Raw genomic sequence first — 23,264 nt, 5'->3', positions numbered from 1 at the left:
CGATGCTGACCTCCATCCTCGTCAGCGGCCTCGGCCTCGGCAGCATGTACGGGCTCGTGGCCCTGGGCTTCCACGTGACCTACGCGGTGTCGGGGACCGTGAACTTCGCGCAAGGAAGCGTCGTCACCCTCGGCGCGGTCCTGGCCTACGCGCTCGGCGTCACCCTCGGCTGGCCAATGCCGGCCGCGATCATCCTGGCGCTCGCCGGCTGCGCCCTGTTCGGCCTCGTGGTCGAGCGGGCGCTGGTCCGCCCGTTCGTGGCGCGCGGCTCGGACGCGTGGCTCCTGGCGACCGTGGCGGGCGGCATCGTCCTCGACAACACCGTGCTGTTCACCTTCGGCAAGGAGCCGCGAAGCCTCCCCTCCCCGCTCGCGACAAGGCCGGTGGAGGTCCTCGGGACCGGCATCTACCCGCTGCAGCTCGTGATCCCGGTGGTCGGGATCGCCCTCGCCTTCGCGATCCGCACGGTGTTCCGCCGGACCGATCTCGGACGCGTCCTGCTGGCGGTGGCGCAGAACGCCGACGCTGCCCGCCTGATGGGGATCGACGTGCGCCGCACCGTGGCCTGCGCCTTCGCGCTCTCGGCGGTGCTGGCCGGCATCGCCGGCCTCCTGATCGCGCCGCTCTTCTCGGTCTCGGCCGAGCTCGGCACGCTGTTCGGCCTCAAGGCCTTCGCGGTCGCGATCCTCGGCGGCATCGGCTCCGCCACCGGGGTGATCCTGGCGGGGCTGCTCTACGGCCTCGTCGAGGCCGGCGTCACCGCGACCCTCGGCTCGACTTACACGCAGCTCGTGGTGTTCTCGGTAATCATCCTGGCCCTCACCCTGCGCCCCGACGGCCTGCTCGGCCGCGCCGCGGTCAACAAGGTCTGACGCGATGCCGTACCTGCGCTCGGCCCCGGCGATGCGGCTCGGCATCGCCGGCCTCACCGCCGCCGCGCTCGGCCTCGTCGCGCTGACCGCCGGCTACAGCCACTTCGTGATCGCCCTCGTGGCGCTGACCACGGTGGCGGGCGTCGGCCTCAACGTGCTCCTCGGCCTGACCGGGCTGATCTCCTTCGGCCAGGCCGGCTTCTACGCGATCGGCGCCTACGCCAGCGCGATCCTGACGCTCCACGGCGTCAGCTTCTGGCTGGCGCTCCCGGCGGCGGCCCTGATCGCGGCGCTCGTCGGCGGCCTCGTGGCGGTGCCGGCGATGCGGGTGAAGGGCCCCTACCTCGCCATGCTGACGATCGCCTTCGGCTTCATCGTCGAGCACGGCCTGATCGAGGGCGGCGAGCTGACCGGCGGCCAGAACGGCCTCGTCGTCACCGACGCGCCGACGCTTTTCGGCGAGCCGCTCTCGTCGGCCGGCCTCGCGGTGCTGGCGGTGCTCGCGGCCGGGGCGAGCCTCGTCGGATTCGACCTCCTCGCCCGCAGCCGCCTCGGCCGGGCGATGCGCGCCGTGCGCGACGCCGACGTCGCCGCCGCGGCTTTGGGCTTCGACCCGGTCCGGGTGAAGACCCTGGCCTTCGCGATCTCCGCGGCCCTGACCGGCCTCGCGGGGGCAATCCTGCCGCCGCTGATGCTGTTCATCGCGCCGAGCTCGTTCCCGTTCTCGCAGTCGATCCTGTTCGTCCTGTCGGTGATCGTCGGCGGCGCCGGCACGGTGCTCGGCCCGCTCCTCGGGGCCCTCGTCACCGTGCTGCTGCCGGAGGCGCTGTCGGGACTCGCCGAGTACCGCCTGCTGTTCTTCGGCGTCGCGACGCTGGCGGTGCTCTGGCTGGTGCCCTCGGGGCTGGTCGGCAGCCTCGCCCGCCTGCTGCCCCGCGGTCGGGACGCACCGGCCGGCGCGGACGACGGGGACGCGTCGTTGCCCGGCACGGCGGCGCGCGAGGCCCTCGTCCTCGACGGGATCGGCATCCGCTTCGGCGGCATCACGGCGGCGGAGGGCGTCGACCTCACCGCCCGGCCAGCGGCCGTCACCAGCGTGATCGGCCCGAACGGCGCCGGCAAGACCACCCTGCTCAACATGGTTTCGGGCTTCTACCGCCCGAGCGCCGGGACGATCCGGCTCGGCAACCGCGACCTCGCCGGCCGGCCGGCCTACGTCGTCGCCCGCGCCGGCATCGCGCGCACCTACCAGACCACGCGCCTGTTCGGCTCGCTGCCGGTGGTCGACAACGTCGCCCTCGGCCTCGCGCCGGGCCGGCTCTGGCGCCGCGCGCGGACGCAGGACCGTCAGACGGCAGCGTCGCTCCTCGCCTTCGTCGGCTACCGCGGCGCCCTCGACCGCCCGGCCGCCGAGCTGCCCCATGTCGACCGGCGCCTCGTGGAGATCGCCCGGGCACTCGCCGGCAGCCCCGCGGTGCTGCTCCTCGACGAGCCCGCCGCCGGCCTGTCGCGGGCCGACACCGACCGGCTGGCCGGCCTGATCCGCCGGATCGCCGACCAGGGCGTCGCGGTGGTGCTGGTCGAGCACGACATGCCGCTGGTGATGGGCATCTCCGACCACATCCTCGTCATGGATGCCGGGCGCCCGATCGCGCGGGGCACCCCCGCCGAGATCCGGCGCGACCCGGCGGTGCTGCGCGCCTATCTCGGCGGCGCCGACACGCCGGCCCGGCCGCGGAGCGCGCCGTGGCAGGGCCCGGCGGACGCGATCCTCTCGGTCCTCGACCTGACCGCCGGCTACGGCGCCGCGCCGGTCCTCGATAGCGTCCATCTCGACGTGCGGCCGGGCGAGACCGTCGCCCTGCTGGGCGCGAACGGCGCCGGCAAGTCCACGGCCATGCGGGCGCTGTCGGGTCTGCTGCGCCCGGTCGCGGGATCGGTCGTGTTCGACGACCGGCGCATCGATGCGCTGCCCGCGCACCGGATCGCCCGCGGCGGCCTCGTCCTGGTGCCGGAGGGCCGGCAGGTCTTCCCGGAGCTCACCGTCGTCGAGAACATCCGCCTCGGCGCCTTCGGGCGCGGGACGCCGATCGACCCGGCCGAGGTCGAGCGCCTGCTCGACCGGTTCCCGCGGCTGCGCGACCGCTCGGCAAGCCGGGCGGGCCTGCTCTCCGGCGGCGAGCAGCAGATGCTGGCCATCGCCCGCGGGTTGATGGCGCACCCGCGCATCCTGCTCCTCGACGAGCCGTCGCTCGGCCTTGCCCCCGCGATGATCAACGCCCTCTACGCTACCGTGGCCGAGCTGCGCGACGAGGGCGTCACCATCCTGATCGTCGACCAGATGGCGGCGCTGGCCCTCACGGTCGCCGATCGCGGCTACGTGCTGGAACAGGGCCGGGTCGTCGCGCGCGGAACCGCCGCGGAACTGTCGGCGGACAAGGGGCTGGAAGCGGCCTATCTCGGTGCGGCGTAACGGGGGCACTCATGGACACGAATGCCGGACACGGCCGCTACGGCTACAGCGCCCTGCCCGACCGGCCGGTCTACGACTGGCCGGAGGGCAAGCGCCTCGCCGTCTATATCGGGCTGAATCTCGAGACCTTCGCGTTCGGCGAGGGCCTGGGCGCCGAGCTGGCGCCGGGTGGCCCGCAGCCGGACGTGCTCAACTACGCGTGGCGCGACTGGGGCAACCGGGTCGGCGCGTGGCGGATCGCCGAGATGCTGGACGAACTGGCGATGCCGGCGAGCGTGCTGGTCAACAGCAACCTCTACCGGGACTGCCCCGGGCTGATCGAGGCGTTCCGGGCGCGGGGCGACGAGATTGTCGGTCACGGGCGGACCAACGCCGAGCGGCAGGGCACGCTCGACGAGGCCGCCGAGCGGGCGCTGATCGCCGAGACGACGCAGGTGATCGCCGCGCAGGAGGGCCGCCCGCCGGCCGGCTGGCTCGGGCCGTGGATCTCGCAGTCGTGGGTGACGCCCGATCTCCTCGCCGAGGCCGGCTACCGCTACCTGCTCGACTGGGACCACGACGACCAACCGACCTGGTTCGCGACCCGCGGCGGCGGCCGGATCCTGACGGTGCCCTACCCGCAGGAACTCAACGACATCCCCGCGATCGTCGCCCGCAAGGAGACGGGCCGCCAGTTCGCCGACGCCATCGTCGACGCCTTCGACGAGATGCTGGAGCAGGCGCAGGCCGCACCCTTGGTCATGGGCATCGCGCTCCATCCCTACATCGTCGGGCGCCCGCACCGATTGCGGCCCCTGCGACGGGCGCTCCAGCACATCGTCGACCGGCGCGACGACATCTGGCTCACCACGGCCGGGGCGATCGCCGACCACATCGTGGCGCGGGAGGCCGGGCCGCGCTGACGCGGCTCCGGCGATCTCAGAGCACCTGCGACAGGAACCGGCGCGTGCGCTCGTCCCGGGCGGAGGCGAAGAAGGTCGCGGGCGGCCCGTGCTCGACGATCACGCCGCGGTCGGTGAAGTAGATGTGGTCGGCGACGTCGCGGGCGAAGTTCATCTCGTGCGTGACGAGCATGCAGGTCATGCCCTCCTCGGCGAGTTCCCGGATCGTCACCAGCACCTCCTTGACCGTCTCCGGATCGAGGGCGGCGGTGACCTCGTCGAACAGCATCACGTCCGGCCGCATCGCCAGTGAGCGGGCGATCGCCACGCGCTGCTGCTGGCCGCCGGACAACTCACCCGGATAGGCGTTCTCCTTGCCGGCCAGCCGGACCTTGGCGAGGAGCGCCCGCGCCCGGGCCTCGACCTCGCGCTTCTCCTGCCCGAGGACGTGGATGGGGGCCATCATCACGTTCTGCAGCGCGGTCTTGTGCGGGAACAGGTTGTACTGCTGGAACACCATGCCGACCTTGCGGCGCAGCGCCAGCTTGTCGAGCCGGGGATCGGTGACGTCGATCCCCTCGACCTCGATCGAGCCCGCGCTGACCGGCACCAGCGCGTTGACGCAGCGGATCAGCGTCGACTTGCCCGAGCCCGAGGGGCCGATGATGCACACTACCTCGCCCTTGCGGACGTCGAAGCTGATCCCCTTCAGCACCTCGAACGTCCCGAACGACTTGTGCACGTCGACGACGCGGACGATCGGCTGATCGGGGGTCCAGCTCGGGGACGGGGTGGCGGCCAGGGTCGCGCGCGTCATGGTCTCAGCGGGTCTCGAAGCGGCGTTCCAGGGCGGCGGTGAACCGGTCGATCGGGTAGCAGTAGAGGAAGAAGCAGAGCAGCGCGAAGCCGTAGAGCGGCGCGAACAGCTCGGGGCGGCCGCCCTCGGCGGCGTGCACCTGCGCGGTCAGCGTCAGCATCTCGGTGACGCCGACGATGGAGGCCTGCACGGTCGCCATCGCGATGAGCGAGTAGACGTTCATCCAGGGCGGCAGCATGCGCTTCGCGCACTGGGGCAGGATGATGCGCCACATCGTCTGGCGCCGGGTGAAGGCCAGGGATTCGGCGGCCTCCCACTGGGTGTTGGGCACCGAGCGCACCGCGCCGCGGACGATCTCGGCGACGTTGGCCATGACCGGCAGGCTGAAGCCGAAGGTCGCCTTGACCCAGTCGGGCAGCGGCACGCGGACACCGAACACGGTGATTTGGAACGGCACCAGGAACATCACGAAGAACAGCAGGACCAGCCAGGGCACGTTGCGGAAGACCTGCGTGGCGCACCACGCGAGGCGGGGCAGGACGCGCCCCTCCGCCAGCATGGCCAGACCGAGCCCGATGCCCGCCACCGTCCCGATCGCCATCGCCATCAGCGAGATCGCGACGTTGAAGGCGAAGCCCGTGAGCAGGAGGGGTGCCCACTTGATCACGACCTCCAGCGGCGACAGCGCGGCGGCCCCGCCCTGTGCCCAGGCCGGGACGGCGACGAGGCCGAGGCCGGCCAGCAGCCAGAGATGGGCCGGGCGCAGGTGCGCCGCCGCGCGGTCCTTCGGGAGCGCGAAGGGCAGGAGGACCGGCAGGGCGCCCGGCCGTCCTCCCCGCGGATCGGCAGCTTTCATCGGCCGTATCCCGGGATCCGCAGGGCGCGCTCCCAGCGGTGCATCATCCAGACGAGCACGCCGACGAGGACCGCGTAGGTCGCCAGCAGCACGAGCATCATCTCCAGGACGTTCTGCGACTCGGACCAGATCTGCTTGACCGCGTACAGGGTCTCCGGGACCGCGATGGCGTAGGCCAGCGTCGTGGTCTTCAGGAGGTTGATCAGGTTGTTGTTCAGGGCCGGCAGACAGACGCGCAGGGCCAGCGGCAGGACGACGTACCGGTAGGCCTTGAAGCGCGTGTAGCCCAGGGCCTCGGCGGCCTCGACCGTGGTCCGCGGCACCGCCTCGATGCCGGAGCGGAAGATCTCGACGTTGAACGCGCCCGCGAACAGCGACAGCGAGATGACCGCCCACTGGACGTTGTTGAGGATCGGGGCGCGCAGCCCGTCCGCCGTGCGGATGTCCGGCAGCAGCGTCCCGAGGCCGAAATAGAAGAAGAAGATCTGCACGAGCGGCGGCGTGTTGCGGAACACCACCACGAACCCGTTGACCAGCGCCCGCAGGACGCGCGACGGCCCGCTCTGCAGGAGCGCCCCGACCGCGCCGATTACGAGGCTCACCAGGATCGTGCTGATCCCGAGGAGCAGCGTCATCCGCAGGCCGGCCACGTAGCGGTCCCAGTCGTAGGGATCGTAGAAGACCGTGAAGTTGAAGCCCGTGGTCTCGTAGAGTTGCTGGAACCACGCCTGGATCGTGGCGATCATCGCGGGCGAACGCCCGGCTTCGTCGTGCAGGCGCGCATCAGTTGGTTGCGTTCTTGTACTTCTCGTGCATCGCCTTCGAGTAAGCGGTCGGCTCGATGCCCCACTTCTTCTCCTCGTTGACAATGAAGCCGGTCTTCATCCAGTCCTTGGTGGCGTCCTCGACCGCGGCCTGGAGCGTGGTGTTGCCCTGCGCCACCGCCATCATCCACGGGGCGTCGAGGATGCCCTTGAGCGGCAGCGCGTAATTGGCCTTCCAGTCGTCGTCGAGCAGCTTACCCTGCAGCATGCTCTGGTCGTAGACATAGCCGATGCAGTTGCCCTGCTTGAGCGCGAAGAGCGGCTTCTCGGACCCGTCGAAGGCGACGATCTCGGCGCCGTAGGTCCGCGCGACGTCCTTGTTGTACCAGGCCCCTGACGTGGCGCAGAGCGGCTTGCCCTTCAGCTGCGCCCAGTCGGTGATGCCCGAGTTCTTGGGCAGCAGGACGTTCACGAAGTCGGAATAGTAGTTCGGGTCGATCGCCTGCACGACGCGGCGGCGCTCCGGCTTGTCCGACAGGGTAGCGATCAGCAGGTCGACCTTGCCCTGCTGCAGGAACTCGATCCGGTTGGCCGAGACGACCGGCACGAGCTCCAGCTTCACGCCCAGCCGTTTGGCGAGGTCGGCGGCGAGGTCGGGCTCCAGGCCGATGATCGCCCCGCTCGGGTCGCGGAAGCCGAACGGCTTGTAATCCGCCTTCACGCCGACGATCAGCGTCCCGCGCTTCTTGATCGCGTCGACGCCGTCGGCGGCCGCGGCCCGGCCGGGCAGCGCGACGGCCGAGAGCGCCGCGAGCGCGGCCATCGCACCGGTGGTCAGAAGGGTGCGGATCGTGAGGCGCATCGGTACTTTCCTGCTCGGGTCGGCTGATCTTGGCATGGTTTCAAGCAATCCACGAGCCATTAGCCGGCGCATCAACTGAAACGTGCCAGTGCGAAGGGCCTGAGATCGACCGTGACGCCCGTCCCGGCCAGATCCGCCGCGACGGCCTCGCCGATGCCGGCCGAGTGCTTGAAGCCGTGCCCCGAACAGGCGGAGACCACCGTGACCCGGTCCATCGCGGGATGCCGGTCGATGATGAAGCCGCGGTCGGGGGTCACCGTGTAGACGCAGGCCGCGGCCTGGACGACCTCCGGGGTCGCGCCGGCCAGCCGGTTCGCGACGCGCAGCCGGTACATTTCGTCGGATTCGGAGGGATCGACGCGACGCGCCACCCCGTTGGCGGTGGTGGTGGTGTCGTACTGCTCCGTCGCGACCTTGATGGAGCCGTCGAGCGGCGGGAAGCCGTAGAGGTATTCGGTGTCGCTCGTCCCGTACATCCAGATGAAGACCGGCGAATGCGGCCCGTAGGCGGTGTCATCCGCCAGCGCATACCAGTGCAGGAGCTGACGGCGGACGGTCAGCAGCCGGTCGAACGGGCTCCCGAGCAGCGGCGCCGTCCAGGCGCCCGCGGCCACGACGGCGCGGTGGGCCAGGATGGTCCCCTCCGCCGTCTCGATGCGGACGCCACTCCCGTCCTGCTGCAGCCCGACCACCGCGCAGTTCGTGCGGATCTCGGCACCCGCGGCCCCCGCGCGACCGAGCTGGGCCGCGAGGCAGCGCTCCGGAAAGACGTAGCCGCCGCCCGGCTCGTAATAGGCCTTCTCGTCGCCCGCGAGGTTCAGGAATTGCGGGAACCGGCGAGCCACGTCCGCGCCGGTGAGCACCTCGTGGACGATGCCGGCCCCCTCCGCGGCGCTGATGGAGCGTCCGACGAAGTCCGGCTTGCCGTGATGCGAGGAGACGCCGTGGCCCGGGGCCATGACGAGGGCGCCGCAGGCGTTCAGCAGGGTCTCGCCCGTCTCGGCCTCCAGCTCGCGCCAGATGCGGTGCGAGGCGGTGACGAAGGGCACGTAGTCGGCGCCCTCGCCGACCGCCTGCCGGGTGATCCGCGTCTCGCCGTGGCTGGACCCGAGCGCGTGGGGCGGGGCGAAGCGGTCGAGCCCGATCACCGCGACGCCCCGCTTCGCCAGCTGGTAGAGCGCGGCGCTGCCCATCGCGCCGAGTCCCAGGACGGCGACGTCGTAGCGGCGGCTCACGGCCGGCACTCCCGCTGGCTCACGAGACGGGACGCCGCCGCAGCGCGGCAGGGGAGCAGATCGGCAGGTCGAGGCATCCGGATGCGGTCTCGCGCGGCACGGGATAACGGCACACAGAATGATGGATGCCGGGCGGCAGGTTTGACTGTTACGGACGGTTTCCTGCACGTTTGAGCCATCGGGTGGCGGAGGGCGCGGGTGAGATGGATGCGGAGACCGGGGACCGGCCGCAGGAGATCGGTTTCATCCTCGTGCCCGGCTTCGCGCTGCTATCCTTCGCCTCGGGCTGCGAGCCGTTCCGCGCGGCCAACGAGCTCGCGGGGCGGCCGCTTTACCGCCTGCGCTATTTCGGCGAGGCGGAGGGCCGGGTGGCCGCCTCATCGGGTGCGGAGGTCCCCACCGAGGCGCTGCCGCGCCTGCGCGGCCACCTCCACACCCTCTTCGTCTGCGCGGGCGGCGAGCCGACCGAGTGGGACAGGCCTGAGATCCACGCGACCCTGCGGCGGATGGCCCGGCTCGGCGTCCGCATCGGCGGCATCTCGGGCGGTCCCTACCTGATGGCCGCGGCGGGCCTGCTGGCCGATCGCGCGTTCACGCTCCACTGGGAGTATGCCGGCGCCACGCTCGAGACCTTCCCGGAGGCGCGCCTGAGCCGCGCGCGCTACGTCGCCGACGGCGATCGCCTGACCTGCGGCGGCGGCGTCGCGCCGCTGGAGATGGCCCACGCTCTCATCGCCGAGCGCATGGGCGAGGCCTTCGCCCGCCGGGTGTCCGACTGGTTTCTCCACACCGCCATCGGCGCCGCCGACGACCCGCAGCGGGCCTCCGCGGTCGAGCGCTACGGGGTCCACCATCCGGCCCTGCTGGCGGTGCTGGAGACGATGGAGAAGACCGTGGAGGCTCCGCTCGGCCGCCTCGCCATGGCGCGCCTCGCGGCGATCAGCCCGCGCCACCTCGACCGGCTGTTCCTCGACAAGCTCGGGCTGAGCTTCTCGGCGCAGTACAGGGCTATCCGCCTCGCCCACGGACGGCGCCTGCTGCGCCAGAGCCCGCTCAGGATCGGGGAGATCGCGACGGCATGCGGCTTCTCGAGCGCCGCCCATTTCGCGCGCTGCTACCGGTCCCAGTTCGGCTGCAGCCCGTCCGCGGAGCGAGCGTGACGTCCGCCCGGGCAGTCCGAGCGGTCAGTTCCGGGCGCCCGGGAGAGCCGTCGGATCGGCGGGATCCTCCCGGCGCAGCGCGACGCCGCTGGTGCCCTGGACCAGCATCGCCCGCAGCAGCGCCTCCATCTGCCCGGCGGCCGCCTCGACCGCCAGGCCGTCCTGCCGGATGTTCGAGATGCAGTTGCGCCGCGAGTCGGGCAGGCCCGGCTCCGGGCCGAACGTGACGTAGCAGCCCAGGCTGTCCGAGGCCGACAGGCCCGGACGCTCCCCGATCAGCACCACGACGCAGCGCGCCCCGAGCCGCGCCCCGATCGGATCGCCGATCGCCACACGCCCCTGGCTCGCGACCACCACGGGCGCCAGCCTCCAGCCGGCCCGCCGCACCCGTGCCGCCAGCGCCGCGGCCGCCGGGACCGCGTTCAGCGCGACCGCCGTCGCCGACAGCCCGTCCGCGATCACGATGGCGACGTCGAAGCCCTGCCCGTGCCCGTCGAGCCCGGCGAGCAGCGCCGCGGACTCCGCATCGAGGCTGCGGCCCCGGTCCGGTCGACGCAGGTACTCCGCCCGGTCGGACACGGCCGAGCGGACCTCCACCGAGTCCAGGCCCTGCGCCCGCAGCCCTTCGCGGATCGCGGCCACGTCGAGGGGCGTCCACACCGCCTCGCGGGCGCGGGCATGGTCGAGGCCGAAGGCGAGCGCCGCGCCGGTCGGGAGGCCGGCGCCGTGCGCGCCCAGCGCGATGCGCGCCTGGGTCAGCCCGCGCAGGTCACGCAGCGTCGGGGGCCCTGGGCGGGCCGGCTCTTCGCTCACGCCGCTCTCCCCGGCAGGAGCCGGGACGCCTCGGCCAGCGCCGGGGGCAGCGCGCCCGTCGCGCTGGCCAGCCGGCCCTGCGCGTCCGTGATCCGCACATCCCGCAGCCACGCCTCGAATTCCGGGGCCGGACGGCGACCCAGGGTCTCGCGGGCGAAGACCGCGTCGTGGTGGGAGAGCGACTGGTAGTTCAGCATCACGTCGTCCGCCCCCGGCACGGTGATGACGAAGTTGACGCCGGCCGCGCACAGCAGGGTCAGAAGCGCGTCCATGTCCTCGCCGTCGGCATCGGCGTGGTTGGTGTAGCAGACGTCCACGCCCATCGGCAGGCCGAGAAGCTTGCCGCAGAAATGGTCCTCCAGCCCGGCGCGGATGATCTGCTTGCCGTTGTAGAGGTACTCGGGGCCGATGAAGCCGACGACCGTGTTGACGAGGAGCGGGTCGAACTCTCGCGCCACCGCGTAGGCGCGCGCCTCCATGGTCTGCTGGTCGACGCCCCAGTGGGCGTCCGCGGAGAGGGCCGAGCCCTGGCCGGTCTCGAAGTACATGAACTGACCGCCCGCCGGGCAGCGGCCGAGCGCGCGCGCCGCCTCGGCGGCCTCGCGCAGGACGGCGAGGTCGACGCCGAAGCCGGCATTGGCCTTCTGCGAGCCCGCCACCGACTGGAACACGAGGTCGACGGGCGCGCCCCGGGCCATGGCCTCGATCGCCACCGTGACGTGGCCGAGGCAGCAATGCTGGGTCGGCACGTCGAGACGCAGCCGCAGGGTCTCCAGCAGCTCGACGATGCGGATGTAGTCCGGCAGGGAATCGGTGGCCGGGTTCACGCCGATCACCGCGTCGCCCGAGCCCATCAGCAGGCCGTCGAGGGCCGAGATCAGGATGCCCTCGGACGAATCGGTCGGATGGTTCGGTTGGTTGCGTGTCGCGAGCCGGCCTGGCAGGCCGATCGTCGAGCGGAAGCGCGTCACCACCGGCCGCTTGGCGGCGACCGCGACGAGGTCCTGCAGCCGGCAGATCTTCGAGACCGCCGCGACCATCTCGGGCGTGAGTCCGGGCGATAGGGCGGCGAGCGCCTGCGCGTCGGCAGCGGGCGAGAGCAGCCACTCGCGGAAGGCGCCGACCGTGAGGGATGACACCGGCGCGAAGGCACCCGCATCGTGTCGGCGGGCGATCAGGTCCGAGACCTCGTCCTCATCGGAGGGGATCAGCTCCTCGGCCAGGAAGGTCCTCAGCGGCAGGTCGGCGAGGGCAATCTGCGCGGCCAGACGCTCCACCGGGCCCTCCGCGCAGAGGCCGGCGAGCTGGTCGCCCGAACGCTCCGGTGTCGCCTTGGCGAGCAGGCTGCGCAGGTCGGGAAAGGTGAAGCGTGTGCCTTCGATCGTCGTCGCGTAGGCCATGGCGGTCGCTCCCGGCGCGCTGTCGGACGTCAGGTAACCCGATCCTGCCGGATTTCGAGGCCGCCAGGGAGCGGGACCGGCGCAATCGGGGCGCAGTCGGCGAAACCGCCGCCCTCCGTCCGGGATCGTGCGCCGCCTCGCCTGCTTCGGGCGCGGCGCATGCCCGTCCTCAGGCCGGCAGCACCACCACCTTCGTCTTCACCGGGGTCCGAGCGTAGAGATGGATCATGTCCTGGCTGAGCAAGCCGACGCAGCCGCTGGTGATGCCCGTGCCGATCGATTCGGCGTCGCTGCTGGCGTAGATCGTATAGAGCGTGTAGGCGCCGTTCTGGTAGAGGTGGAGCGTGCGGGCGCCGAGCGGGTTGTCGAGGCCGCCGGGCATGCCGCGGGCGTATTTCGCGGCCTCGGGCTGGCGCCGGATCATCTCCTTGGGCGGCGTCCAGGTCGCCCATTCGGACTTGCGGCCGACATAGGCGTCGCCGTTCCACAGGAAGCCCTGGCGGCCGACATTGGCGCCGTAGCGCGTGGCGGTGCCGTCACCCTCGATGCGGTAGACGTAGTAATTGGCGGGATCGACCACGATCGTGCCTGGGGCTTCCGACGAGGCGTACTGGACGGTCCGCCGATAGTATTTCGGGTTGACCTTGCTGACGTCGACCGCCGGGATCGGGAACTTCTCGTTCGGCATCGGCCCGTAGGTCTTGGCCGCCTCGGCCATGAGCAGGGTGTCGGTCGTCCCGCACCCGCCAAGCGAGAGGGCGCCGATCCCGAGGGCCGAGCCGGCCAGGAATGACCGGCGGCTGAGAAGCTCCGCCTCGCGCCCGGGGCGCCCGCGCTCGTCGAGCCCGCCGGCCTTGCGATCGTCCGTCATCATCGCCCTGGACTTCCCTGTCCTGCAGCCTGGCGCGACCGCGCGGCGTGCCTGCGTCGCACGAACGGCCAAGCTTGAGAGTGCCGCGCGCCAGCGTGCCTGGCAAGCTTGTCTCTACAAAGCCGAGAGCAGCCGAAATGCGTCGCAAATGTGGTCGATTCTCGCGATCTCCAGACTTCGTCGCCGAACATTTGTGGCGAATGCGCTGGGCGTGCTGTGGCTGCCTGCGCGGGCGTCCCGGCGCAATCCGGGGCCGGCAGGCGGAGTCAGAACTGCACGCCGCGGGTCAGGCTGCCGTCCACCACGAGGTTGGTGCCGGTGATGAAACTCGCGGCCGGACTGGCCAGGAAGACGGCCGCGCGGGCCACTTCCTCCGGTCGCGCCATCCGTCCAGTCGGGTTCAGCCGGAGCGCCTCGGCGAACAGCGCCGGGTTGCCGGTCTCGATCTGGTGCCAGACGCCGCCCGCGAAGTAGGTGTTGCCGGGCGAGACCGAGTTGGACCGGATGTTCCGGGGCGCCAGCTGGAACGCCAGGCCCTGCGCGTAGTGGATCAGCGCTGCCTTGAAGGCACCGTAGGGACCGGCCGCGAAGTCGATCTCGCGCCCGGAGACGCTGGAGATGACGACGATCGCGCCGGCCTCGGAGCGCTCGAGATACGGCATGGCCGCCTCGACCGCCGAGACGGTGCCCATCATGTCGACCGCGAAGCCGCTGCGCCACGCCGCCTCGTCGCTGCCGACCGCCAGCGCGCTCACGTTCAGCACCACGATGTCGAGGCCGCCCAGCTCCTCCGCGGCCTCGGCGACCCAGCCGCGCAGGGCGGCGGAATCGGCGACGTCGACGGCGCGCCCGGTCGCCGCCACGCCCCTGGCGCGCAGGGCCTCCACCTTGGCGGCGACCTCCGCTCCGTTGCGGGCGCAGAGGGCGACCGCCGCCCCCTCGTCGGCCAGCAGGTCGACGATCGCCGCGCCGATCCCCTTGGTGCCGCCGGTCACCAGCGCCCGGCGGCCTCTGAGCCCGAGATCCATGCCATCCTCCTCCGTCGCCGATCAGGCGTGGGCGATCGCCTTCGTGATCGAGGCGCCGAGCGTGTATTTCGGATCGACCATGTTACCGAGCCGCACGCGCCCGCACTGCGTGAGCAGCATGTAGGCGTCGATCTCGTCGAAGCCGAAATCGGCCGCGAGCCAGCGGACCAGCTCGCGGTAGGCGATGCGCGCGGCGTCCTCCATCGGTCGGGACGAGCCGATCGTCATGTAGAAGTCGGCGGTCTCGAGCCGCGGCCAGCGGAAGGTCCAGCCCTTGATCAGGTCGATCTGCACCGTCGTGTGGGTCGGGTGCTCCACCGCGACGCCGCAGAGCTCGCCGTCGCCCTGCGCGGCGTGGCAGTCGCCGAGATAGAGGAGCGCGCCCTTGGCATTCACCGGCAAATAGATCACCGCGCCGACGCCGACGTCCGGCAGGTCCATGTTGCCGCCGTAATAGTCCGGCTGCAGCGACGAGATCGCCTCGATCTCCGGCGAGGTGCCGATCGTGCCGATGAACGGCTGGTAGGGCAGCGTGATCCGGTCGTTCCAGCGCACGCCGTTCTCGGCCGTGACCTCGAGCTTGCGCACCCGCTCGGGCAGGGACGGGTTGAGGAGCGCGGTGTCGCCGGTGGCGACGAGGCCGCCGAATTCCGGCATGATCAGCGTCGTGCCGCAGGGCTGCGGGCCGCGCGGCCGGATCGAGCGGATCGCCACCGCGAGGCAGTCGCCCTTCTCGGCGCCGTTGACGTAGATCGGCCCGTTCTGCGGGTTGAGGTAGGGGAAGTTCAGGATCTGCGTCGGGCTGTCGGTCTCGTGGCGGATCTTGCCCTCGAAGGCGTCATGCGTCTCGACGGTGACGACCGCGCCCGGATCGACGGTCAGCACCGGCTCCGCGAAGGGCCCGTAGACGTAGTGGTAGCGGCCCTGCTCGGCCTCGGTAATCGTGTGCTCCAGGCCGGGCTTGCCGCCGGCGACGCCCTTGCGGGCCATGATGGACTGGTCGAGCCACTGCATGGTCGTCTCTCCCTTGGTTGTCGGACTGTGGTGTCAGACGGCGAGGTGGCGCCGCACGAGGTCGCGGTCGTCGAGGTCCCGGGCCGTCAGCTCCGCGACGATCCGGCCCTTGTCCATGACGTAGCTGCGCTGGGCCATGGCGCGGATCAGGTCGAGGTTCTGCTCCACGAACACGATCGTCACCCCGGTGCGATGGTTGAGATCGACCAGGGTACGGCCGATCTGCTGCACCACCGAGGGCTGGATGCCCTCGGAGGGCTCGTCGAGCAGGATCAGCGCGGGTCCGCCGACGAGGACGCGGCCGATGGCGAGCTGCTGCTGCTGGCCGCCCGAGAGCGTCCCGGCCCGCTGCCCGCGCCGCTCCCGCAGGATCGGGAACGGCCCGAAGGCGCGCTCGTAATCCGGCCGCTCGCCCTTCGGCAGCAGCGACGCGCCGACCGTCAGGTTGTCGGCGACGCTCATGCGCGGGAAGACGTCGCGGCCCTGGGGCACGTAGCCGATGCCCAGGCGGGCGCGCCGGTGGGCGGCGAGCCCCTCCACGGCCGCGCCCCGGAACGCGATGCCGCCCGCGGAGGCGGGCAAGAGCCCGACGAGGCTGCGCATCAGCGTCGACTTGCCGACGCCGTTGCGGCCGATCACCGCCACGATCTCGCCGGGCCGGACCGCGAGGTCGACACCCTGCAGCACGGGCTTGCCGCCGTAGCCGGCGCGCAGGCCGGTCGTCGCGAGGAGCGGCTCAGGCATCGGCGACGCTCCGCAGCGGCGGCGCGTCCGCCTCCCCGAGATAGATCGCGGCGACCCGCTCATCCGCGATGATCGCGTCGGTGGTGCCCTGGGCGAAGATGCGCCCGACATGGAGCACGGTCACCCGCTGGGCGATCTGCCGGACGAAGGCCATGTCGTGCTCGATGGCCAGCACCGCGACGCCGTCGCGGTTGAGCGCCTGCACCATTTCGCCGGTGGCGAAGGTCTCATCCGGCGACATCCCGGCGGTGGGCTCGTCGAGGAGGAGCAGGCGCGGCTTGAGGCTGATCGCCATGCCGATCTCCAGCCACTGCTTCTGCCCGTGGCTGAGGTTGCCGGCGCGGTCGGAGGCCGCCGCGGTGAGGTTGAGGAAGGCGAGCAGCCGGCGGATCTCGGCGCCGAGCGAGGCGCCCTCCAGGTGGTGCTGCAGGGCGATCTCCAGGTTGTGGGCGACCGACAGGCTCGGGAAGATGCCCGGCACCTGGAACTTGACGCTCATGCCCCGCCGGATCCGCGCGAAGGGCTTGAGCGCAGTGATGTCCTCGCCGGCGTAGAGGATCTGCCCGCGCTCCGGCGTGTACTCGCCGAGCAGCAGGCGGAAGAAGGTGCTCTTGCCGGCGCCGTTCGGCCCGATCAGGCAGTGGATCTCCCCAGGCGCCAGGGCGAAGTTCACGTCGTTGGTGACGTGGAGACCGCCGAAATGCTTGCTGAGAGCGCGGGTCTCGAGGAGCGGAATCATCGGCTCGCCTCCCGGCGGCGCAGGCGGCCGAGCCCGCGCAGGCCCGCCACCACGAGGCCGTCCGGCGCCGCCAGCACCACCACGACGAGGAGCAGGCCCATCACCACCAGGGCGTACTGGCTGCCGTAGATCGTCAGCGCCTGGAAGCCGCCGAGGACCAAGAGCGTGCCGATGAGCGTGGCCGTCAGGTCGCCGCGGCCGCCGACTGCGACCCAGATCACCGGCAGCGCGGCGGCGGTGAGCCCCATGCTGGAGGGCGTGATGTACTGGCCCCAGGCCGTGTAGAGGGTGCCGCTCAGCCCCGCGAGGGCCGAGCCGATCACGAAGGCGGCGAGCTGGTAGCGCCGCACGTCGTAGCCGAGCATCTCGGCCCGCTCCGGGTTCTCGCGGATCGCCACCAGCACGTTGCCGAACCGGGCGTTCACCAGGATGCGCAGCGCGAGGTAGACGACGATCAGGAGAGCCAGCAGCCCGTAGTAGAGGGCGACGTCGGGAAACAGCACGACGTCGCCGTCGAACCACGGCACGGTCAGGGGCGGCATGCCGCTCATGCCGTTGTAGCCGTTGAGGCGCGCCGCCCCGATCTTCCAGTCCGGGCCGGCGGTCTGCGCCATGAAGCGCTCCAGGGCGAGCGTCACCGACAGGGTGATGATGCCGAGGAAGACGCCGCCGATGCGGCCGAAGAACAGGAAGTAGCCGAGGAGCGCCGCCATCACGGCCGAGAGGGCCACGGCCAGCACCAGCGCCGCCAGGGTGAAGCCGTAGGCGGCGCCGACATTGAGGGTGAGCACGCCGTAGGCGTAGCCCGACAGGCCGAAGAAGGCGGTCTGGCCGAAGCTGAGCGCGCCGCCGTAGCCCCAGATCAGGCACAGGCCGAGCGCCATGAAGACCCAGCAGAAGAAGTAGGCGGTGTTGCCGACCGTGTAGCCGTCCGCGAACCACGGGTAGGCGATGGCGGCGGCGACCACGAGGGCGAAGGCGGTCCAGAAGGCCGGGCCGCGCCCCAGGGTCTGCGGGCCTTCAAGGCGCCGGAGGAGGGTCATCGCCAGAGTCACCGCCATGGCCTCAGGCCCGCTCGCGCAGGATCAGGCCCGAGATGCCCCGCGGGAGCACCCGGATCACCAGGATCACCGCGACGAGGAGGCCGATCTGCCCGAAGAGCTGGCCCTGCCACGTGGTGAGCAGCGCCCGCACCGTGCCGAGCACGAGGGCCGCGGGCGCCGTGCCGAGGAAGATGTCGGCGCCCCCCACGACCACGGTGACGAAGGCCTCCATGATGAAGGTCGTCCCCATGGTCGGCACGATGGTCATGGTCGGCGCGTAGAGCCCGCCCGCGAGACCCGCCAACGCCGCGCCGAGGCCGAAGGTCAGGGCGTAGACCGTCCGGGTATCGACCCCGAGTGCCTCCGCCATGTGCGGCACCTGGATGGTGGCGCGGGCGAGGGTCCCGAAGCGGGTGGCGTTGAAGGCGAGGTAGAGCCCGGCCAGCACCGCGACGGCGGCGACCATCAGCACCACGCGGTAGGTCGAGTAGGAGTAGCCGCCGACCGTGAAGCTGCCGAGCGGCGTGCCGATCCCCGGCATGCTGGAGCCGAGCAGGATCAGCGTGCCCTGCGTCGCCGCGAGGCTGATGCCCCAGGTCGCCACGATCGTGTCGAGGGGCCGCCCGTAGAGGTGGCGGATGACGAGGCGCTCCATGACCATGCCGACGGCCCCGGCCGCGAGCGCGCCGGCAAGGATCCCCAGCGGCAGCGGCAGCCCCGCCCGCGTGCTCGCGGCCGTGACGTAGGCGCCGCACATGATCAGCTCGCCGTGCGCGAGGTTGATCACGCCCATCATGCCGAACACCACCGCGAGGCCGCAGGCGGAGAGGACCAGGAACGAGAACGCGTCGCCGATCTGGTAGAGGAACGTGAAGGCGTGAGTCAGCAGGTCCATCCGGAGGCCCGATCGTGATGGCTGTGGGCCGGGGCCTCGGCCCCGGCGATGTCGCGTCGTCTCCGGCCCGGGGCCGCGGCGCGCGGATTTCCGTCCCGGCGGCTCAGGGCTTCGGCGGGTTGCTCGGCGTATACTGCGCCATCGGATCCTTCTGGGTCAGATCGCAGCCGGCCTTCCCGAGCCAGTAGGGCTGGATGTTGTCCCAGGTCTTCGGGAAGGAGATCGCGTGCTTCTCGTCGACCTTCGCGAGGTAGATCGTGTGGGAGGCGTGCTGGCTCTTCGGGTCGATGCAGACCTTGCCCTCTGGCGCGTCCACGCAGACGTCGCCCGCCGCGATGACCTTGCGGAGATCGGCGCGCTTGGTCGAGCCGTTCGCCCGCTCGACCATCTGCTTGTAGAGGTAGACCGCGAGGTACGAGTTTTCGGCTTCCTGGTTGACGTAGGGCTCGTTCGGGAATTTCGCCTTCCACTTGGCGAGGAAGGCCTTGCTCGACGGGCTATCGACCTCCTCGATGTAGTTCGTGGTCACGTACATGTTGGCGAGGCTCGGGGGCTGGAAGCGTTTGTGCTCGTAGCCCTGGCCGATATTGACAGAGGAGCCCATCGGCACCTTCAGGTTCGCGGCCGCCGCCTGCTCGTAATAGGAGGCCTGCGCGGTGCCGACGAGCAGGGTCATCAGGATGTCGGGCTTGGCCTTCTGGATGTTCTGGATTGTCTGCGAGAATTGCGACACGCCGAGGGGGATGAACTCCTCCCCGACCATTTCGCCGCCGTTCTCCTTGACGATGTTGCGCACCCACTCGGCTGAGATCTGACCGAAATTGTAATCGGCCGCGATCGTGTAGACCCGCTTGCCGAATTTCTCCATCATCCACGGGATCAGCGTCGAGAATTGCTGCTCGGGCACCGCGCCGGTGACGACCATGTGTCCGTCGCAGACGCCGCCCTCGTACTGGTTGTTGTAGAAGGCGAAACCGTCGAGCTGGTCGACGATCGGCCGGTAGGCCTCGCGGGACGCGCTGGAGAAGCCCGCGAAGACGGCGTTGACCTTGTCGCGCTGGAGAACCCGGCGCATGAATTCCTGATAGCGCGTGTTGTCGGACTGCGTGTCGTAGATCACGAGTTCCAGCTTCCGCCCTGCGATGCCGCCCGCGGCGTTGATCTCGTCCGTGGCGAGCTGGATGCCGTGGACCTTGCCGATCGTGGCGAGCGCGAAGTCGCCGGACTGATCCTCGAGGACGCCGAGCTTGATCGGGTCGGCGGCGCGAGCCGCTGGGGCGGCCAGGGATGCGCTCGCGAGCATGGCGGCCGCGAGGGCGGACCGGCGGGATCCGCGGGGCATTCTCGGCATCGGGGCGTCCTCGTCTTCGTGGGGGGCAAAGAAACTTCAGGATCGGGCGAGGCGCGGCGTCACGGCGGCCGCCGCGATGGACGGACGGCCATGCACGAGCGCCTCGCAATAGGCTTCGAGGGGCTGGCGGGCGCGCATGGCGTCGCGGCGCAGGGCCTCGTAGGCCGCGTCGTCGTCGAGGCCGTGCTCCTGCATCAGCCTCAGGATCGCCTTCACGACGTGGCGCCGGCCGCGCCGCCGCTCCTCGTGGCGGGCCAAGCGCTCCTCCAGCAGGCGACGCCGGTTGTGCTCGTTCACCGCGAGGAACAGGGCCGCGTAGACCGAGGCGCCGTGGATCGGCTTTCGCAGGAGGCCGGTGGCGCCGAGCTGGAGCAGCCCCTTGAGGCGGCTCGGTGCCTCGACGCCCACCAGGCCAACCACAGGAACCGGCGGCAGGTCGGGGACCGCACTCGCCGCGAGGCCCGGCAGCGGCAGGTCGCCGTCCACGATGACGATGTGGTGCTCGGGGTTGAGGATCCCGAAATCGAGCCAGGGCGCCTCGCCGGCCGGGATCACCGAGGCCACGGTGAGCCCGAGTTTCATCAGGGTGCCGGCGAGAATATCCGTTACGGTGCTCGGCGGCACGATCAGCAGGGCCTGCGCACCGCTGAAATTCTGGATCAGGCGCGGATTCGTCATGGCACCACCCGCAGGCGCGGTCGCCGGCTCACAGGCACGACGCGCGGGTCGCTGCGTACCAGATAGGGATCCGGCGCCACCGGCTCTTCCGCCTGAGCCACGATGGTGAACCGGGAAGCCGCCGTCGACAGGCCGATCCGGGGCGTCAGGCAGGCGTGGAGCGTTGTCTCGTCGAGACGCACCGGTCCCTGCGGCGCGTCGAATCCGTCCGCGCAGGCCGCCCGACGCACGGTCGCGGCGTCCTGCGTGCCGGCCCGCGCCAGTGCCCGCGCCAGGAGATGGACCGCGATATACGAGGATTCGGTATCCGCCGAAGCAGTCGGTCCTTCGGGAAAACGCGCCGCATAGGCTGCCGTGAAGGCGCGGTTCCGGGGCGTGTCGATCGAGGTGAAATAGACGCTCGACGACAGATGGCCGTCCACCGCCTCCGGCCCGATCGCCTCGAGTTCCGGTTCGGCGAGGCTGCAACTCGCCACCGGCATCGTGCGGGGCTGGTCGATGCCGCGCGCGCGGCAGGTGCTGCGGAAGTCGCGGAGGAAGTGGTACGCCGACGTCCCGATCAGGGTGTTGAAGATGAAATCCGGCCTTGTGGCCAGGATCGCCTCGATCACCTGCTCGAAGGCGGTCTCGCCAACTGCGAGATAACGCTCGCCTGCAACCTGGCCGCCCGCGATCGCCAACGTCTCCCGCAGGATCCGGTTGTTCTCCCACGCCCAGATGTAGTTGGATCCGACGCAGAAGGCCGTGCGCCCGCCTCGTTCAAGCAGGTGCCGCACCAACGGGACGATGTGCTGATTCGGTGCCGCACCGGTGTAGACTACATTCGCCGAGGTCTCGAAACCCTCATAATGCGACGGATACCAGAGCAACGCATCCCGCTTCTCGAAGATCGGGATAATCTCCTTGCGGCTCGACGAGGTGTAGCAGCCGACGACGTGGCGGATGCCTGCGCCGAGGAGCTGTTCGGCGCCAGTGACGTAACCGCCGAGGACGCCGCGCGGGTCGCAGATCACAGGCTCGAGGATGAGTTCGCCCTCGGCATTCACCTCCTCGACCGCCAGAAGCGCGCCGTTCAGCATGGCGCGCCCTACGAGACCGTAGGGACCCTCCGCGGAGAACAGGATGCCGATGCGGTGATGGCTGAGGCCCATGCAATCCTTCAGAACGCAAAAAGCCCGCCAGTGCGTGAGCACTGCGGGCGGCATCGCCGGAAAAGATCGAGACGTATTGGCGCGAAACTGGGCAGCCTTGCCCCGCGCCTGAAAACTAGGCTCTTCGGTTATAGGGGCGGTGTCAAGTCCCAAACAGTTCTTTCAGACATCTGGCCTCGCGCATCACTTCGGCACGGTTCATCCGGCTCTCTCGGCCTGACCCCGATCATCTCCGTCCACGGAGCGCGTCAGCTGCCCCGATAGGTCGCGTAGCTCCACGGGGTGACGAGCAAGGGGACGTGATAGCGCCCGGTCGGGTCGGAGACCCCGAAGCGGACGGGGACGACATCGAGAAAGGGTGGCGATCCTTCCGGGCCTGATTGAGCGAAATAGGCGCCGACGTGAAACAGCAACTCGTAGGTGCCGGCCGATAACGTCGCGTCGTCCAGAAGCGGACCGTCTGTGCGCCCATCGGCATTGGTGACGGCCGAGGCGACACGCTCGGCCGTGCCGTCGGCAGCGAGGCGGCGCAGTTCGACGGCGACCCCTGCGGCCGGCTTGCCCGAGGTGGTGTCGAGCACATGCGTCGAGAGATGGCCCATGGTGATAAATCCTATCGGTGACCCCTCCGACGGCCCGCGCGCACGATGAGGGCGGGCGAGACGAGCACGCAGAACCCCGCAGGCGCAAGCCGAAAGAAGGCCGTCATCGCGCGAAGCCGTCGGGGGATTCCGCACCCTGACCGTCGAACACCGCATCGGTCCGTCTGCGCGGATGCGATGGCTGGCCGAGCCCCTGCGTCCCGAGAAATCTCGACCACAGGCCGGCCGATTATTCCGCGTTTCGGAATCATGAACTGCGCAGAACGGGCATTCCGCCGACACGGCGCCGGCGGCATTCTTCTGGAACGGCGCGGGGCAGTCCCGGCCCCTGAAGAAGTACCGCCATCATGAAGCTCTATCATCACCCACTCTCGGGCCATGCACACCGGGCTCGCCTGTTCCTGTCCCTGGTCGGCGCACCGCATGAACTGATCGAGATCGATCTGAAGGCTGGCGAGCACAAGAAGCCGGGTTTCCTCGCGATGAACCCGTTCGGCCAGGTGCCGGTGCTCGACGACGACGGCGTGATCGTCACCGATTCGAACGCCATCCTCGTCTACGTCGCGAAGCGGCTCGGCCGGTCCGATTGGCTGCCCGAAGATCCGCAAGGCGCGGCGGCGGTGCAGCGCTGGCTGTCGGTCGCGGCGGGCGAACTCGCCTATGGCCCAGCCGCCGCGCGGCTGATCACGGTCTTCGGCGCCACGTTCAATCCAGAGGAGGTGATCGCCCGTGCGCACACGCTTCTGGCGCGGCTCGAGGCGCACCTCGCCGGCCGGGAATGGCTCGCGGGCGGGCAGCCGACCATCGCGGATGTGGCGATCTACAGCTACCTGGCCCGCGCGCCGGAGGGAAATGTGGATCTGTCGGGCTACCCCAATGTCGGGACGTTCCTGCGCCGGATCGAAGACCTGCCGGGCTTCGTCCCCTTCGCCAAGACCCCAGCGGGCCTCACCGCCGCGGCGTGACCGGCCGGCCCGGGCGCACCCGCGCCCGCGAGCGGATTCGAATGGAGGGC

General features: G+C 70.7%; 23 protein-coding genes. 5 read left to right on the top strand and 18 right to left on the bottom strand.

Translation table 11 applies throughout. The features are described from left to right. The first annotated feature begins 2 nt into the window (after positions 1 to 2). From BLT59_RS14585 to BLT59_RS14575, 3 genes are read left to right on the top strand one after another with little or no spacing between them, the layout of a single operon-like run. On the top strand, positions 3 to 872 hold the full coding sequence (locus tag BLT59_RS14585) for a branched-chain amino acid ABC transporter permease (protein WP_091781272.1): 870 nt from the start codon (positions 3 to 5) through the stop codon (positions 870 to 872). Positions 873 to 876: 4 nt separating this feature from the next. Then, entirely contained in the window at positions 877 to 3,345 is a 2,469-nt protein-coding gene (locus tag BLT59_RS14580) for a branched-chain amino acid ABC transporter ATP-binding protein/permease (protein WP_091781269.1), read from the top strand. Positions 3,346 to 3,356: 11 nt separating this feature from the next. Further along, positions 3,357 to 4,247, top strand: coding sequence for a polysaccharide deacetylase family protein (locus BLT59_RS14575; RefSeq protein WP_091781265.1), 891 nt, complete (start codon positions 3,357 to 3,359; stop codon positions 4,245 to 4,247). 16 nt (positions 4,248 to 4,263) lie between these two features. Here the strand turns inward: BLT59_RS14575 and BLT59_RS14570 are convergent, their stop codons facing one another. The 5 genes from BLT59_RS14570 to solA all read right to left on the bottom strand — a co-directional run bounded on the left by BLT59_RS14570 (position 4,264) and on the right by solA (position 8,760). Then, positions 4,264 to 5,043, bottom strand: a complete 780-nt coding sequence (locus BLT59_RS14570) for an amino acid ABC transporter ATP-binding protein (protein ID WP_091781261.1) — start codon at positions 5,041 to 5,043, stop codon at positions 4,264 to 4,266. Between the two features lie 4 nt (positions 5,044 to 5,047). Beyond that, positions 5,048 to 5,899 carry an amino acid ABC transporter permease gene (locus BLT59_RS14565; protein WP_091781258.1) on the bottom strand — a complete coding sequence of 284 codons (852 nt, stop codon included), beginning with the start codon at positions 5,897 to 5,899 and terminating at the stop codon, positions 5,048 to 5,050. Beyond that, positions 5,896 to 6,645, bottom strand: a complete 750-nt coding sequence (locus BLT59_RS14560) for an amino acid ABC transporter permease (RefSeq protein WP_091781255.1) — start codon at positions 6,643 to 6,645, stop codon at positions 5,896 to 5,898. Before BLT59_RS14560 ends, BLT59_RS14565 begins: the two co-directional genes overlap by 4 nt. Positions 6,646 to 6,682: 37 nt before the next feature. Further along, complete coding sequence (locus BLT59_RS14555) at positions 6,683 to 7,525, bottom strand: transporter substrate-binding domain-containing protein (RefSeq protein ID WP_091781252.1); 843 nt, start codon at positions 7,523 to 7,525, stop codon at positions 6,683 to 6,685. A gap of 71 nt (positions 7,526 to 7,596) precedes the next feature. After that, the gene (gene solA / locus BLT59_RS14550; protein ID WP_091781387.1) at positions 7,597 to 8,760 is read right to left on the bottom strand and encodes an N-methyl-L-tryptophan oxidase; all 1,164 of its coding nucleotides are present in this window, start codon (positions 8,758 to 8,760) and stop codon (positions 7,597 to 7,599) included. A gap of 203 nt (positions 8,761 to 8,963) precedes the next feature. Between solA and BLT59_RS14545 the strand changes: the two genes are divergently transcribed. Continuing rightward, positions 8,964 to 9,920 (top strand): GlxA family transcriptional regulator, encoded by a 957-nt coding sequence (locus tag BLT59_RS14545; protein WP_091781249.1) that lies wholly within the window; start codon positions 8,964 to 8,966, stop codon positions 9,918 to 9,920. 24 nt (positions 9,921 to 9,944) lie between these two features. Here the strand turns inward: BLT59_RS14545 and eutC are convergent, their stop codons facing one another. The 13 genes from eutC to uraH all read right to left on the bottom strand — a co-directional run bounded on the left by eutC (position 9,945) and on the right by uraH (position 22,249). Beyond that, on the bottom strand, positions 9,945 to 10,733 hold the full coding sequence (eutC, locus tag BLT59_RS14540) for an ethanolamine ammonia-lyase subunit EutC (RefSeq protein ID WP_091781245.1): 789 nt from the start codon (positions 10,731 to 10,733) through the stop codon (positions 9,945 to 9,947). Next, a complete protein-coding gene (locus BLT59_RS14535; protein WP_091781242.1) occupies positions 10,730 to 12,133 on the bottom strand; it encodes an ethanolamine ammonia-lyase subunit EutB in 1,404 nt (467 codons plus the stop codon). The genes eutC and BLT59_RS14535 overlap by 4 nt, the downstream gene beginning before the upstream one ends. Before the next feature lie 169 nt (positions 12,134 to 12,302). Continuing rightward, the gene (locus BLT59_RS14530) at positions 12,303 to 13,007 is read right to left on the bottom strand and encodes a L,D-transpeptidase (protein ID WP_091781239.1); all 705 of its coding nucleotides are present in this window, start codon (positions 13,005 to 13,007) and stop codon (positions 12,303 to 12,305) included. A 263-nt stretch (positions 13,008 to 13,270) separates the two neighbouring features. Next, a complete protein-coding gene (locus BLT59_RS14525; RefSeq protein ID WP_091781236.1) occupies positions 13,271 to 14,032 on the bottom strand; it encodes an SDR family NAD(P)-dependent oxidoreductase in 762 nt (253 codons plus the stop codon). A 21-nt stretch (positions 14,033 to 14,053) separates the two neighbouring features. Next, on the bottom strand, positions 14,054 to 15,046 hold the full coding sequence (locus tag BLT59_RS14520) for an acetamidase/formamidase family protein (protein WP_091781233.1): 993 nt from the start codon (positions 15,044 to 15,046) through the stop codon (positions 14,054 to 14,056). A 33-nt stretch (positions 15,047 to 15,079) separates the two neighbouring features. Continuing rightward, positions 15,080 to 15,790, bottom strand: a complete 711-nt coding sequence (locus tag BLT59_RS14515; RefSeq protein WP_091781230.1) for an ABC transporter ATP-binding protein — start codon at positions 15,788 to 15,790, stop codon at positions 15,080 to 15,082. Further along, the gene (locus BLT59_RS14510) at positions 15,783 to 16,526 is read right to left on the bottom strand and encodes an ABC transporter ATP-binding protein (RefSeq protein ID WP_091781385.1); all 744 of its coding nucleotides are present in this window, start codon (positions 16,524 to 16,526) and stop codon (positions 15,783 to 15,785) included. The genes BLT59_RS14515 and BLT59_RS14510 overlap by 8 nt, the downstream gene beginning before the upstream one ends. Continuing rightward, positions 16,526 to 17,590, bottom strand: coding sequence for a branched-chain amino acid ABC transporter permease (locus BLT59_RS14505; RefSeq protein WP_175544016.1), 1,065 nt, complete (start codon positions 17,588 to 17,590; stop codon positions 16,526 to 16,528). Before BLT59_RS14505 ends, BLT59_RS14510 begins: the two co-directional genes overlap by 1 nt. Positions 17,591 to 17,594: 4 nt before the next feature. Next, a complete protein-coding gene (locus BLT59_RS14500) occupies positions 17,595 to 18,467 on the bottom strand; it encodes an ABC transporter permease subunit (protein WP_091781226.1) in 873 nt (290 codons plus the stop codon). A 103-nt stretch (positions 18,468 to 18,570) separates the two neighbouring features. Then, on the bottom strand, positions 18,571 to 19,770 hold the full coding sequence (locus BLT59_RS14495) for an urea ABC transporter substrate-binding protein (protein ID WP_244513992.1): 1,200 nt from the start codon (positions 19,768 to 19,770) through the stop codon (positions 18,571 to 18,573). 84 nt (positions 19,771 to 19,854) lie between these two features. After that, positions 19,855 to 20,496 carry an ANTAR domain-containing response regulator gene (locus BLT59_RS14490; protein WP_091781219.1) on the bottom strand — a complete coding sequence of 214 codons (642 nt, stop codon included), beginning with the start codon at positions 20,494 to 20,496 and terminating at the stop codon, positions 19,855 to 19,857. Beyond that, entirely contained in the window at positions 20,493 to 21,647 is a 1,155-nt protein-coding gene (locus tag BLT59_RS14485; RefSeq protein ID WP_091781217.1) for a transporter substrate-binding domain-containing protein, read from the bottom strand. Before BLT59_RS14485 ends, BLT59_RS14490 begins: the two co-directional genes overlap by 4 nt. Positions 21,648 to 21,895: 248 nt before the next feature. Then, on the bottom strand, positions 21,896 to 22,249 hold the full coding sequence (gene uraH, locus BLT59_RS14480) for a hydroxyisourate hydrolase (RefSeq protein WP_091781214.1): 354 nt from the start codon (positions 22,247 to 22,249) through the stop codon (positions 21,896 to 21,898). A gap of 347 nt (positions 22,250 to 22,596) precedes the next feature. Here uraH and BLT59_RS14475 point away from each other — a divergent pair, with 347 nt between their 5' ends. Further along, positions 22,597 to 23,214: a glutathione S-transferase family protein gene (locus tag BLT59_RS14475; RefSeq protein ID WP_091781212.1), complete on the top strand. Its 618-nt coding sequence runs from the start codon at positions 22,597 to 22,599 to the stop codon at positions 23,212 to 23,214. Positions 23,215 to 23,264: the final 50 nt, after the last annotated feature.

Origin of the sequence: Methylobacterium sp. UNC378MF, from assembly GCF_900103195.1 — a bacterium.
GTDB lineage: Bacteria > Pseudomonadota > Alphaproteobacteria > Rhizobiales > Beijerinckiaceae > Methylobacterium.
Note: the sequence above shows the minus strand (reverse complement) of the source record. Positions and strands in the feature narration are given on the sequence as shown.

Coding starts and splice junctions, on each gene's coding strand:
- BLT59_RS14555 (WP_091781252.1), bottom strand. CDS start 7,525: ATGCGCCTCACGATCCGCACCCTTCTGACCACCGGTGCGATGGCCGCG.
- BLT59_RS14560 (WP_091781255.1), bottom strand. CDS start 6,645: ATGATCGCCACGATCCAGGCGTGGTTCCAGCAACTCTACGAGACCACG.
- BLT59_RS14530 (WP_091781239.1), bottom strand. CDS start 13,007: ATGATGACGGACGATCGCAAGGCCGGCGGGCTCGACGAGCGCGGGCGC.
- uraH (WP_091781214.1), bottom strand. CDS start 22,249: ATGGGCCATCTCTCGACGCATGTGCTCGACACCACCTCGGGCAAGCCG.
- BLT59_RS14515 (WP_091781230.1), bottom strand. CDS start 15,790: ATGCCTGAGCCGCTCCTCGCGACGACCGGCCTGCGCGCCGGCTACGGC.
- BLT59_RS14505 (WP_175544016.1), bottom strand. CDS start 17,590: ATGGCGGTGACTCTGGCGATGACCCTCCTCCGGCGCCTTGAAGGCCCG.
- BLT59_RS14570 (WP_091781261.1), bottom strand. CDS start 5,043: ATGACGCGCGCGACCCTGGCCGCCACCCCGTCCCCGAGCTGGACCCCC.
- BLT59_RS14545 (WP_091781249.1), top strand. CDS start 8,964: ATGGATGCGGAGACCGGGGACCGGCCGCAGGAGATCGGTTTCATCCTC.
- BLT59_RS14525 (WP_091781236.1), bottom strand. CDS start 14,032: ATGGATCTCGGGCTCAGAGGCCGCCGGGCGCTGGTGACCGGCGGCACC.
- BLT59_RS14495 (WP_244513992.1), bottom strand. CDS start 19,770: ATGCTCGCGAGCGCATCCCTGGCCGCCCCAGCGGCTCGCGCCGCCGAC.
- BLT59_RS14580 (WP_091781269.1), top strand. CDS start 877: ATGCCGTACCTGCGCTCGGCCCCGGCGATGCGGCTCGGCATCGCCGGC.
- BLT59_RS14485 (WP_091781217.1), bottom strand. CDS start 21,647: ATGGGCCTCAGCCATCACCGCATCGGCATCCTGTTCTCCGCGGAGGGT.
- BLT59_RS14490 (WP_091781219.1), bottom strand. CDS start 20,496: ATGACGAATCCGCGCCTGATCCAGAATTTCAGCGGTGCGCAGGCCCTG.
- BLT59_RS14535 (WP_091781242.1), bottom strand. CDS start 12,133: ATGGCCTACGCGACGACGATCGAAGGCACACGCTTCACCTTTCCCGAC.
- BLT59_RS14520 (WP_091781233.1), bottom strand. CDS start 15,046: ATGCAGTGGCTCGACCAGTCCATCATGGCCCGCAAGGGCGTCGCCGGC.
- BLT59_RS14565 (WP_091781258.1), bottom strand. CDS start 5,899: ATGAAAGCTGCCGATCCGCGGGGAGGACGGCCGGGCGCCCTGCCGGTC.
- BLT59_RS14500 (WP_091781226.1), bottom strand. CDS start 18,467: ATGGACCTGCTGACTCACGCCTTCACGTTCCTCTACCAGATCGGCGAC.
- BLT59_RS14575 (WP_091781265.1), top strand. CDS start 3,357: ATGGACACGAATGCCGGACACGGCCGCTACGGCTACAGCGCCCTGCCC.
- BLT59_RS14475 (WP_091781212.1), top strand. CDS start 22,597: ATGAAGCTCTATCATCACCCACTCTCGGGCCATGCACACCGGGCTCGC.
- BLT59_RS14585 (WP_091781272.1), top strand. CDS start 3: ATGCTGACCTCCATCCTCGTCAGCGGCCTCGGCCTCGGCAGCATGTAC.